The 12337-nt window shown below is 46.5% G+C and carries 8 protein-coding genes and 8 tRNA genes; 3 read left to right on the forward strand and 13 right to left on the reverse strand.

What is annotated here, in order from left to right; translation table 11 throughout:
- Nucleotide 1: 1 nt before the first annotated feature.
- From MKR94_RS03450 to nagB, 13 genes are all read right to left on the reverse strand, one after another.
- Nucleotides 2-76, reverse strand: a tRNA-Gln gene (locus tag MKR94_RS03450).
- 26 nt (nucleotides 77-102) lie between these two features.
- A tRNA-Gln gene (locus MKR94_RS03455) sits at nucleotides 103-177 on the reverse strand.
- 29 nt (nucleotides 178-206) lie between these two features.
- A tRNA-Leu gene (locus tag MKR94_RS03460) sits at nucleotides 207-291 on the reverse strand.
- A gap of 8 nt (nucleotides 292-299) precedes the next feature.
- Nucleotides 300-376 (reverse strand) — tRNA-Met (locus tag MKR94_RS03465).
- A gap of 23 nt (nucleotides 377-399) precedes the next feature.
- Nucleotides 400-474: transfer RNA gene (locus MKR94_RS03470), tRNA-Gln, on the reverse strand.
- A gap of 26 nt (nucleotides 475-500) precedes the next feature.
- Nucleotides 501-575 (reverse strand) — tRNA-Gln (locus MKR94_RS03475).
- Nucleotides 576-605: 30 nt separating this feature from the next.
- Nucleotides 606-690: transfer RNA gene (locus MKR94_RS03480), tRNA-Leu, on the reverse strand.
- A gap of 8 nt (nucleotides 691-698) precedes the next feature.
- Nucleotides 699-775, reverse strand: a tRNA-Met gene (locus tag MKR94_RS03485).
- A gap of 244 nt (nucleotides 776-1019) precedes the next feature.
- Nucleotides 1020-2684 (reverse strand): asparagine synthase B, encoded by a 1665-nt coding sequence (asnB, locus tag MKR94_RS03490; RefSeq protein ID WP_241645464.1) that lies wholly within the window; start codon nucleotides 2682-2684, stop codon nucleotides 1020-1022.
- Nucleotides 2685-2951: 267 nt separating this feature from the next.
- Nucleotides 2952-3713, reverse strand: coding sequence for an HAD-IIA family hydrolase (locus MKR94_RS03495; protein WP_241645465.1), 762 nt, complete (start codon nucleotides 3711-3713; stop codon nucleotides 2952-2954).
- A 23-nt stretch (nucleotides 3714-3736) separates the two neighbouring features.
- Nucleotides 3737-4975 carry a DNA-binding transcriptional regulator NagC gene (gene nagC, locus MKR94_RS03500; RefSeq protein ID WP_241645466.1) on the reverse strand — a complete coding sequence of 413 codons (1239 nt, stop codon included), beginning with the start codon at nucleotides 4973-4975 and terminating at the stop codon, nucleotides 3737-3739.
- 8 nt (nucleotides 4976-4983) lie between these two features.
- Nucleotides 4984-6132 (reverse strand): N-acetylglucosamine-6-phosphate deacetylase, encoded by a 1149-nt coding sequence (nagA, locus tag MKR94_RS03505; RefSeq protein ID WP_241645467.1) that lies wholly within the window; start codon nucleotides 6130-6132, stop codon nucleotides 4984-4986.
- Nucleotides 6133-6173: 41 nt separating this feature from the next.
- Nucleotides 6174-6974 (reverse strand): glucosamine-6-phosphate deaminase, encoded by an 801-nt coding sequence (gene nagB / locus MKR94_RS03510; protein ID WP_241624760.1) that lies wholly within the window; start codon nucleotides 6972-6974, stop codon nucleotides 6174-6176.
- 343 nt (nucleotides 6975-7317) lie between these two features.
- On the opposite strand from nagB, the gene nagE reads away from it, so the two are divergent.
- From nagE to MKR94_RS03525, 3 genes are all read left to right on the forward strand, one after another.
- Nucleotides 7318-9318, forward strand: coding sequence for an N-acetylglucosamine-specific PTS transporter subunit IIBC (gene nagE, locus MKR94_RS03515; RefSeq protein WP_241645614.1), 2001 nt, complete (start codon nucleotides 7318-7320; stop codon nucleotides 9316-9318).
- 152 nt (nucleotides 9319-9470) lie between these two features.
- The gene (glnS, locus tag MKR94_RS03520) at nucleotides 9471-11135 is read left to right on the forward strand and encodes a glutamine--tRNA ligase (protein ID WP_241645468.1); all 1665 of its coding nucleotides are present in this window, start codon (nucleotides 9471-9473) and stop codon (nucleotides 11133-11135) included.
- A 235-nt stretch (nucleotides 11136-11370) separates the two neighbouring features.
- Complete coding sequence (locus MKR94_RS03525) at nucleotides 11371-12318, forward strand: hypothetical protein (protein WP_241645469.1); 948 nt, start codon at nucleotides 11371-11373, stop codon at nucleotides 12316-12318.
- The last annotated feature ends 19 nt before the right edge of the window (nucleotides 12319-12337 follow it).

Consider the following 12337-nt stretch of genomic DNA (forward strand, 5'->3'; position numbering starts at 1 on the left):
ATGGCTGGGATACCTGGATTCGAACCTGGGAATGCCGGTATCAAAAACCGGTGCCTTACCGCTTGGCGATATCCCAATTTCGATAGTCTATAAAACATTGATTGGCTGGGATACCTGGATTCGAACCAGGGAATGCCGGTATCAAAAACCGGTGCCTTACCGCTTGGCGATATCCCAATTAAATATTACAACTATTAGTATGTAAATGGTGCGGAAGGCGAGACTTGAACTCGCACACCTTGCGGCGCCAGAACCTAAATCTGGTGCGTCTACCAATTTCGCCACTTCCGCATTAAAGATGGTGGCTACGACGGGAATCGAACCTGTGACCCCAGCATTATGAGTGCTGTGCTCTAACCAGCTGAGCTACGTAGCCTTTAATCAGTGTTAAATAGTCGATGGCTGGGATACCTGGATTCGAACCAGGGAATGCCGGTATCAAAAACCGGTGCCTTACCGCTTGGCGATATCCCAATTTCGATAGTCTATAAAACATTGATTGGCTGGGATACCTGGATTCGAACCAGGGAATGCCGGTATCAAAAACCGGTGCCTTACCGCTTGGCGATATCCCAACATGCTTCGCTTATTAAGATAGTACAAAATGGTGCGGAAGGCGAGACTTGAACTCGCACACCTTGCGGCGCCAGAACCTAAATCTGGTGCGTCTACCAATTTCGCCACTTCCGCATTAAAGATGGTGGCTACGACGGGAATCGAACCTGTGACCCCAGCATTATGAGTGCTGTGCTCTAACCAGCTGAGCTACGTAGCCATCTTTACTCTTTTTCGCTACCTTTGTCGGCGTTGCGGGGCGCATTATGCTAATTTGCACTGACTCGGTCAACCACTTTTTTAAGCTTTTTATTAAATTACGTTTTATTTGGTTGCAGAATACGCAAGCTGGTGGCAACTTAACCAAAAACCGGAAGTAGTCGGCTGTTTTACCGCATTGCGGTAAAGAGAAGGCGAAAAAAAACCCTCATCAATGAGGGTTTAAACGTACTGAGCAGAGATGGTTAGTAAGCCGATTGGTGAACGCCTACTGCACGTCCTGATGGATCATCCATTGTTTTAAACGCTTCATCCCATTCAACGGCTTTCGCAGAAGAACAGGCAACGGATGGCCCGCCAGGCACACACTCTGCCGCACTCGCTACAGGGAAAAGTGACTCAAAAATTTCACGATACAGATATGCTTCTTTCGACGCAGGAGTGTTATAAGGGAAACGGTAGCTTGCCGTCGCTAATTGCTGATCCGTGACTTGTTGCGCGGCAACCTCTTTTAGAGAATCAATCCAGCTATAGCCGACACCGTCGGAGAATTGCTCTTTCTGGCGCCAAGCAACGCTTTCTGGTAAGTAGCTGCTAAAACATTCACGCAGAATATGTTTCTCCATTTTACCGTTTTGGCCACACATCTTATCTGCTGGGTTGATACGCATTGCCACATCTAAAAACTGTTTATCTAAGAAAGGCACACGAGCTTCGACTCCCCACGCTGACATCGCTTTGTTGGCACGCGCGCAGTCATACATATGCAATGCTGCAAGTTTGCGAACGTTCTCTTCATGGAACTCTTTCGCATTAGGCGCCTTGTGGAAATAGAGGTAACCACCAAAAATCTCGTCAGCTCCTTCGCCGGAAAGTACCATTTTAATTCCCATGGCCTTGATTTTACGGGACATCAAGTACATTGGAGTTGAGGCGCGAATCGTTGTCACATCGTAGGTTTCGATGTGATAAATCACATCTTTAATGGCATCAAGGCCTTCTTGTACGGTGAAGTTGATCTCATGGTGGACGGTACCTAAGGCATCGGCGACTTCTTTCGCTGCTTTAAGATCTGGCGCACCTTTTAATCCTACGGCGAAAGAGTGCAGTTGTGGCCACCATGCATCGCTCTGGTCAGCATCTTCAACGCGCTTAGCCGCAAAGCGCTTAGTAATAGCGGAAATAATTGATGAGTCCAATCCACCAGAGAGTAATACCCCGTAAGGTACGTCAGACATCAGGTGGCTTTTTACCGACTCTTCGAGTGCATCTTTCAGCACAGCTTTGTCGGTGACCGCTTCAGCGACGTTGTCGTATTCCATCCAGTCACGTTGATAATAACGGTGGATCTGATGATCCTCGCTGCTCATGTAGCTTCCAGGAGGGAATTCGTTGATCGTCCGACAGACCGGTACTAGCGCCTTCATTTCTGATGCGACAAACAGGTTACCGTGTTCATCATGGCCGTAATACAACGGGATAATCCCAATATGGTCACGACCAATCAGCCAGCTTTGTTTGACGGTATCGTAAAGGATAAACGCAAACATGCCTTGCAGGTCGTCGAGAAAATCTATCCCTTTCTCTTGGTAGAGAGCCAAGATCACTTCACAGTCAGAGCCTGTTTGGAAAGCGTATTTATCTTGCAACGCACTGCGTAAGCTATGGTGGTTGTAGATCTCACCGTTCACAGCTAAGACATGCGTTCGATCAGCGTTATAAAGGGGTTGGGCACCATTATTTACATCGACAATCGACAGGCGTTCGTGTGCTAAAATAGCGTGGTCGTCAGCGAAAATGCCTGACCAGTCGGGTCCACGATGACGCATTAATCCTGAAAGCTCTAGCGCTTTCTTCCGTAATTCAGTTGTCTCAGTTTGTAAATCCAGTACACCAAAAATCGAACACATATTTCTACTCCTGAACTCATCCAGTGATGATAGCTGTTTTGCGTTTAAGTTATTGATTTGGGCCTTTCCTAGACGCCTTGTATAAGAAAATGCGCTATTTGCTGTATTGAATGCAAGCAGTTTCACAAAAAATCGTAAAATAGATATAGGGCGAGGGGATTTGTTTGTTTTTATCTAATTAATTGGTATTTAAATTAGATTTTATTCATCGTATGGCGTTTTTTTACAATATCTGTAAAAGAGGGCCTTATAAAAGGCCCAATGAAGTTAGTTTAGCTCGGCGAGATCGATACTGGCGACAGATGGGAAGATGAAATCTGGGCGGAAAGGTACGTTTTCAACGTCTTGTTGTTGTGAGACACCTGACAGGACTAGTGCAGTTTTTAAACCGGCTTGGAAGCCTGCCAGAATATCCGTACGTAAATTATCACCAATAATGATAGTCTCTTCGGAGTGGGCGTGGATACGATTCAACGCCGCACGAATGATATACGGACTCGGTTTCCCCACATAGAAAGGAGAACGACCAGAAATTTTTTCGATCCCTGCACAAAGCGCGCCACAGCCAGGTACAAAGCCTTTAGCGTGGGTATCAGGGTTAGTCGCAATAAAGCGCGCACCGTTGGCAACGAAATAGGCCGCCTTGTGCATCATTTCCCAATTATAGGAGCGGGTTTCACCGACGATAACAAAATCAGGATTCACATCGGTAATGGTAAAGCCGGCTTTATACAATTCGTGTACCAGCGCACCTTCACCAATGACATAGGCTTTTTTGCCAGGTTGTTGACTAAGAAAGTCGGCAGTGGCCATGGCGGAGGTATAAAAGAGAGAGGCGGGGACTTCGATACCCGCGGAATGAAAGCGGTTAGTAAGATCTTGAGCGGTTTGGGAAGGATAGTTGGTTAACAACACAACCGGAACATCGTTGTCGAGCAGGCGGTGCAGGAAAGCGCCAGCCCCTTCGACCGCTTTGTTATCGTACATCAGTACGCCATCAATATCACAAATCACATTTTTAAGTGTCATCTCTATCTTCCTAATAATCCGAACTAGCTGGAGATTTTCCTCCCATCATCCAAAAGATGCTGGAGTAGTTTACCGTTTAACATAGCACGCTTTACTAATGCAAAAGCGCCAATCGCTGAACGATTACCGAGTTGCGAGCTCACGACAGGTAAGTTCTCGCCAAAAGCATTAAGCGTCTGGGTATCAATACAGCGTTGTATGATAGGAAAAAGAATAGCATCTGCCGCGGTAATCTCACCGGCGATAATAACTTTTTGCGGATTAAAGAGATTAATCGATGCGGCAATCACCTTGCCGAGAGTGAGTGCCGCGTGTTTGAGCACGTCAGTCGCCAGCGGATCGCCAAGATTGGCCGCGCGGCAGATATCGTGAATGGTACAGGCTTCAGTGGATAGCCCACTTGGTTGCCCCGCCAGCAGCAACTGCTTAACTTTTTTTTCGATAGCGGGATTAGAGACAACTGTTTCTAGGCACCCGAAGTGGCCACACGCACATTGCTCCCCGAGTGGATCAACCTGAATATGGCCGATTTCGACGGCATTACCATTACGCCCCACAAAGATATTTTCGTTAATGATCACTCCAGCACCGGCACCTCGGTGAATTCGTACCAACAGGGAATCTGAACAATCACTGCCTGCGCCAAAGTAGTATTCAGCAAGTGCGAGACTACGGATATCGTGGCCGACAAAGCTGGCTAACTTGAATGTTTTTTGAAGGGCTTCAACTAATGGCCATTGGTCGACCGCGATATGGGGCATATAGCGAACTTTACCGTTTTCCGGGTCAACCAATCCCGGCAAAATAACGGATATCGCAATCAATTCACGGATTACACTCTTATTATCAGCGATAAACTGCTCAATAATGGTGAACAATTGCTGCTGTAATACCTGCTGAGTTTCTGCCTCAAGAGGATAGCTCTGTTCAACTAAGACCATACTGCTGAGATCGAATAAGGCGATGGTTGCATCTTTACGCCCTAATCGAATGGCTACCGTATGGAAGGGGCGCGTTTCGGTAACGATGGAGATTGCCCGTCTTCCTCCGGTGGAGGCTTGTTGTTCCACCTCTTTGATTAAACCACGTTCCAATAATTGGCGGGTAATTTTGGTCACGCTGGCCGGAGCCAGCTGACTTAATTCTGCGACTTGTATACGAGAGATGGGTCCATGCTGATCGATGAGGCCATAGACTGCGGCGCCATTGAGTTGCTTAACCAGATCAACATTACCAATTTGTGCAGCACCGCTATTGGGCATACCAATCATTACCTATGATAAACTGTGTCACCATTGACGATGGTTTCGATCACTTCAAAACCGGATGTGAAAACGACGATGTTGGCAATTTTCCCTGCTTGTAACGAGCCTAAAGTTTGCTCGACCTTAATGGCTCTTGCAGGATAGAGGCTTGCCATTCTCAGTGCCTCATCAAGGGGAACGCCTAAATACTCGACGCTATTTCTTACTGCCTCGATCATCGTGAGAGCGGAGCCGCTCAAGATGCCTTGCTCATCCACACACAGGCCATCTTTGTAATAAATGGTTTTACCTGCGAAGGTGAAATGATCAATTTGAGACCCAGCAGGGGCCGTTGCATCGGTTACCAAAATGGCATGTGTCTGTTTAAGTTTCCGCGCAGCACGTAGACTGGCGAAATGCACATGATGACCATCGGCAATCATACCACAGTAAACAGATGGCGAGTCGAATACCGCACCAATCACCCCTGGCGCTCTACCGGCGGGGAGGGGCATCGCATTATAAAGATGTGTAGCGAAACTAATTCCTGAATCAAATCCGGCCATCGCTTGCTCGTAAGTGGCATTAGAGTGACCGATAGAGACGATTATTCCGGCGGCGACCAGTTGTTTGATCACTGAGTGAGGGACACATTCTGGAGCAAGCGTAATTTTGCTAATCGCCGCGGCATTCTCACACAGGTAATTCACCAATTCTGGGGTCGGTTCACGGATTAGCGCCGCATCATGTGTGCCTTTTTTCTCTTTATTTAACCATGGACCCTCAAGGTGTAAACCTAACGCCTGATGGGAGTGACTCTGCAACCAGCGATGCATAATGTCCACGGCTTGCATCATCATTTCATCGCTACTGGTGATGAGCGTGGGTAAGAAACTGGTACAGCCTGAGGCTTCATTGGTACGTTGCATTTGACGTAACGTGTCGATACTTAATGCACTCAGTTGCTCACTGAACTGCACACCACCACAACCATTTAATTGCAGATCGATAAATCCAGGCGCGATCAGCGCACCGGCGACAGAACGACGTTCAACGGCAGGATCCAGGTCGGCTATTGGGCAGATATCGACGATCATCTCTCCATCGATAACAAGCGCATGGTGATCAAATATTTGTGAGCCGCTATAGATACGACCTTCGGTTAATGCATACATTTTTTCACTCCCACGTGGGTAGTACTCGTTACCCGTTGTGTCTACACATTTTTGATATTATCGGCTTCCATCTCTTGGAAGTAGTCTACAGTCTTAACTTTTAGCTCCATAGTGGCGGCTTTATCGCAAATAATCAAAGATTTAGGATGAAGTTGTAGGCAGCTGATAGTCCACATATGGTTAACATTACCTTCGACAGCCGCCTGCAATGCGAGGGCTTTGGCACTGCCTGTGACCAAAATCATCACTTCTTGCGCATCCAGCAGCGTTCCGACACCAACGGTCAGGGCGTGCTTAGGTACTGCGTTAATGTCATTGTTGAAGAAGCGGGAGTTAGCAAGCCGAGTCTCATGCGTTAACGTCTTTATCCGCGTGCGCGAAGAGAGTGATGAGGCGGGTTCATTGAAAGCAATATGACCATCGTTACCGACTCCGCCCATAAAGAGATGAATTTTACCGTAAGCCTGAATCTTCTCTTCATATCGCTGGCACTCTGCCTCGACGTCCTGTGCATTGCCATTGAGCAAATTAATATTCTCTTTTCGAATATTAATATGATCGAAGAAGTTTTTATGCATAAAACTATGATAACTTTCAGGATGTTCTTGTGGTAATCCAACATATTCATCCATATTGAACGTGACCACGTGCTCAAAGCTTACTTTACCCGCTTGATAGAGGGCAATTAAGGCTTTATAGGTTTGTAAAGGCGTGCCTCCCGTGGGTAATCCTAATACGAAAGGATTCGCCGCGGTGGGATGATAAGCATTGATACGCTTAACAATATGATGAGCAGCCCATTGGCCAACTTGTTCCGCATAAGCGAGTGGAATCAATCGCATACTTACCTCGTTGATGCATTAAAGAAAGACTCGGTAACCGGATAATTTCACACCCTGACAATTGACTGACTTCCGGACGCGAGAAATGATATTTTTAATAATAAAATAAGTGGTCAATAAAGGCTACAAATATCCATTTTAAAACAGTGAATTGTTGATGGGTGTCATAAAAATAGATAGTTTAATTTGCGAAGAAAATTAATTAACTCTTTAATAGGTAATTGATGATTGGCGAAAAAAAGTAGTACGGCGACCCAGTCATTGTCACGATCATAATTTGTACGCAGCTGAGGGGTTCAAGGTGAGTCTATTAAATTATTTACAACGCGTGGGGCGGGCACTGATGGTGCCAGTAGCGACCTTACCCGCCGCAGCAATATTGATGGGGATTGGTTATTGGATTGAGCAAAGTAGCCATCATCCAAATAACGCTATCGCCGCGTTACTCACTACGTCGGGAATGGCCATTCTTGATAACATGCCAGCGTTATTTGCGATAGGTATCGCCTATGGTATGTCTAAGGATAAAGACGGCGCGGCGGCGCTGACCGGTTTTATAGGCTTCTTAGTCGTTACCCAGTTATGCGCCCCCGGTGCTGTCAGTCTGATTCAACAAATTCCCTTGGATCAAGTGCCATTAGCCTTCCAGAAAATTAAAAATCCGTTTATCGGGATTTTAGTCGGGATTTGCTCGGCGGAAGTTTATAACCGTTTTAGCCATGTCGAACTGCCGAAGGCACTCTCATTTTTCAGTGGTCGCCGTTTAGTACCGATTTTGGTCTCGTTCTTGATGATCGTGGTGGCTTTTATTTTGATGTATATCTGGCCGCTAGTGTTTAATGCTCTCGTCGACTTCGGGATCCATATTCAGAAGATGGGGGCACTCGGGGCAGGAATATATGCTTTTTTCAACCGTATCCTGATCGCAGTCGGTCTTCATCATGCGCTGAATGCCGTATTCTGGTTTGATGTAGCAGGAATCAATGATATTCCTAACTTCTTAGGTGGGGCGAAATCTATCGCGCAAGGGACGGGTGTTGTAGGCATCACCGGCCGTTATCAAGCAGGTTTCTTCCCTGTTATGATGTTTGGCTTACCGGGTGCAGCGTTAGCAATCTGGCAGTGTGCACGTCCCGAGAATCGCGCTAAAGTCGGAAGCATTATGCTTGCCGCCGCGTTTGCCGCGTTCTTTACCGGTATTACGGAGCCACTTGAATTCTCCTTTATGTTTGTTGCGCCAGTCTTATTTGTTATCCACGCCATATTAACGGGGATCTCAGTGTTTATCGCGGCGTCGATGCACTGGATATCGGGTTTTGGTTTCAGTGCGGGCTTGGTCGATATGATCTTGTCCTCGCGTAACCCACTTGCCACGCACTGGTATATGTTGATTCCGCAAGGTCTGGCTTTCTTCGTTATCTATTACGTGGTATTTCGTTTCACCATTCTTAAATTCGATCTCAAGACCCCCGGTCGTGAGGCCGATGCAGAAATGGCCGAGATGGAAGGGGTGGACGAGAATATCAGTCAAGATGAGCAAGGGGAGTCACGCAATGAATCGCTTGCCCGTCGTTATATTGCCGCGGTGGGGGGATCGTGCAATTTGACCAATATTGATGCGTGTATTACTCGTTTACGTCTCTCTGTGATCGACACCGATAAAGTGAATGATGCCCTTGCGAAGAAATTAGGGGCTTCTGGCGTCTTGCACCTCAATAAACAGAGCGTACAAATTGTCGTGGGGACACAAGCGGAAGCAATTGCCGATGCGATGAAAGCTGTCAGTAAAAAAGGCCCGATCAGTGCAGTGTTACCCACGCAAACTGTTTCACCTAAGATTGAAGCGGTTGCCGCGCCCGAAATAAAAAATGACACACAGCAGCCAGCACTTGCCACCTTAGTTGCTCCCGTTAGCGGTGAGATTGTCATGCTGGAGCAAGTGCCTGATGCGGCATTCTCCTCCAAAGCCGTTGGGGATGGTGTCGCGATTAATCCAACGGGTGAACTGGTGGTCGCACCCTTAGCTGGCACTATCGTTAAGATCTTCGCCACGCATCATGCGTTCTGCCTCGAATCAGAAGAAGGGATAGAAATTATTGTTCACATGGGGATTGATACGGTAGCCCTAGAAGGCAAAGGGTTTGAGCGGTTAGTTGAAGAAGGCGCTGAAGTAGTGCAAGGCCAACCGATTTTAAGAATGGATCTGGCCTATCTCTCTGAACACGCTCCTTCAATGATTAGCCCGATTGTGGTCAGCAACAGCGATGACTATGCTCAACTTACGCTTAAAGCGGAAAAACAGGTGATAGCCGGACAAACACCATTGTTAGCGATTATTAAATAGCCGCTTAACAGCGACTGAGCAAAAGGCAGGGGATAATCCTGCCTTTTTTATCGCTGTTTATTAACTAACGGTTGTTTATCGGTCTAGCTTTATGGATCATAAGGTATAACTGTTAATACAAAGTACCGTTCACTGTAATTGAGGGATTTAAGATGAGTGAGGCTGAAGCCCGCCCAACCAACTTTATTCGTCAGATCATTGATGAAGATCTGGCGAGTGGTAAACATAACCAGGTTCATACTCGTTTTCCCCCTGAACCCAATGGTTACCTCCATATTGGCCATGCGAAGTCTATTTGCTTAAATTTCGGTATCGCACAAGATTATCAAGGGCAGTGTAATTTACGCTTCGATGATACCAATCCGGTCAAAGAAGACGTGGAATTTATCGAGTCGATCAAGCGCGATGTCGAGTGGTTAGGATTCACTTGGCAGGGTGAGCCGCGCTACTCCTCTGATTACTTCGATCGTCTTTATGGCTACGCGGTAGAACTCATCAATAAAGGATTGGCTTATGTCGATGAGTTAACCCCAGAACAAATTCGTGAATATCGCGGGTCGTTGACTTCACCAGGTAAAAACAGTCCATATCGTGATCGCAGTATCGACGAAAACTTAGCACTGTTCGAAAAAATGCGTGCGGGTGGCTTTGCAGAAGGGACAGCTTGCCTTCGCGCGAAGATCGATATGGCTTCAAACTTTATCGTTATGCGTGATCCCGTGCTGTATCGGATTAAGTTTGCTGAACACCATCAAACCGGTAATAAGTGGTGCATCTACCCGATGTATGACTTTACCCACTGTATTTCGGATGCGATCGAAGGCATCACGCACTCGCTCTGTACGCTGGAATTCCAAGATAACCGTCGTCTCTACGATTGGGTTTTAGATAATATCTCCATCGAAGCACGTCCGCGCCAATACGAATTTTCCCGCCTTAATTTGGAATATGCCGTGATGTCTAAGCGAAAGCTGACGCAACTGGTTTCTGAAAAGGTCGTCGAAGGTTGGGACGATCCCCGTATGTTAACGGTTTCGGGCCTGCGTCGTCGAGGGTATACCGCCGCGTCATTGCGCGAGTTTTGTAAGCGCATCGGTGTGACGAAACAAGATAATATTGTCGAAATGGCATCATTAGAATCTTGTATTCGTGATGACCTAAATGAAAATGCACCACGGGCTATGGCAGTGTTAGATCCGGTTAAAATGGTGATTGATAATCTTCCTGAGGATTTTCAACAAACGTTAACTGTTTCTGAGCATCCTAATCGAACCGATATGGGATCACGTGAAGTCATCTTCAGTCGTGAAATTTGGATCGATCGTGCGGATTTCCGCGAAGAAGCGAACAAACATTATAAGCGTTTGGTACTAGGTAAAGAAGTTCGTCTACGTAATGCTTATGTGGTGAAGGCTGAGCGTATCGAAAAAAATGAGCAAGGTGAAATCACGGCGATTCACTGTACCTGCGATATCGAGACGTTAGGTAAAGATCCCGCAGATGGCCGTAAAGTGAAAGGCGTTATTCATTGGGTTTCAGCGTTGACAGGGTTACCGGCAGAATTTCGATTATATGACCGCTTATTTAGCGTACCGAATCCTGCGGCGGAAGACGATTTCCTCACGGCAATCAATCCAGAATCCTTAACGATTCGTCAGGGATTTGTGGAACAAAGCCTCGCGACCGCCCAAGCGAGTAAACCTTATCAGTTTGAGCGTGAAGGCTATTTCTGTGCTGACAGTAAATACTCAACGTCTGAGAGTTTAGTCTTCAACCGTACGGTTGGATTACGCGACACTTGGCAGAAGACGGCGTAATTCTACTATGCAGTAAGACTCTCGGTTGAGTGTCTTACTGCGATATCCTGCCTTTTCACTCCCCACTCAGTCATTTAATCCTTGTTCTTTTTTTCATTATTTTGCGCTTTTTAATCTTATCTTAATCATCCGCGTGTAAAACAGGGTGTTGAGCTATGGTTTAAGCGTTCATTGCTACAAAGCATTGAGCAGAAATGATTGCACGCCAATAAGCGTTCAGTGGGACGAATGAATAATGATAAAGACTGTATTAGCTGGATTTGAAAAACTATGCCGTTTTAAAGACTATTACTCTGGTATAAAGCCAGAGTCCCTACAGTTTTATCAATTGGGTGAAGGGTATTTAACCCTTTTTTCCCATCTATATCGTCAGACAACCAATAGCCACTATTTGCACAGACCCGCCAGCGATCCTTTCGCCCATTCGCCTTTGCGCTTGAGTGCTCAACGGATCAGTAATAATGCCCAACGGGGAAAGCAAGCGTTAGCTCAGCATCAGTTATCAGAAGTCTTAAGTGCAGTAGGGCAACAGATCATGTTGGCCACGGCAACAATCGCTTCGAGCGATCAAGGGCTTTATTTGGCCGCGACACTCTATAATAAGGCGGAAAGTTTCGACAGATACCGTAGTTTTGTCGAGGACGAACGGTCATTATCCACTGGAATAGATACCTGGTTCGAAAATGCTATCGATCTGACAGCGCTATTGACGGAATGTGAGGTAAAAGCGGCAACTCGAGTTTCAATAAGACAACAGTTTAACGATTATCAACGCTATCGATTAGTGATGAATCGACTATACGTATTGGTAAATCAAGGTTTTTTCCTGCTTAATCGAGCGACTGTCGACATTATGCCTTTTATCACCGCTCTGCATCAAAGCCACCTCAGCGAGCGTTGGAGCCTGACTCAACAACAGAAAATCAATCACTTCGCACAGCAGCAGCAGGATATCCGAGAGGTTATCTTTGTGGAGGGGAATGAAGGGACAGAGCTTTGTTATCATTTGGAGAGTGGTCTACTTATCAAGTCTCCCAACGCGATGAAACCAGATATCAGTCAAGCCGTGCAGAGTTTTGCTCAACAACTCCACTCCACTTCTTCAGCGCATTCTACACGGGAAAGTGTCAGGAAGAAGGCACTGCTTAAAGGGCTGAGCGAACCAGTGACAGCGTTGAAATAAGCGTTAGATATAAAAAAAC

Origin of the sequence: Rosenbergiella metrosideri, from assembly GCF_022602565.1 — a bacterium.
In the GTDB taxonomy this organism is placed as follows: Bacteria; Pseudomonadota; Gammaproteobacteria; order Enterobacterales; family Enterobacteriaceae; genus Rosenbergiella; species Rosenbergiella metrosideri.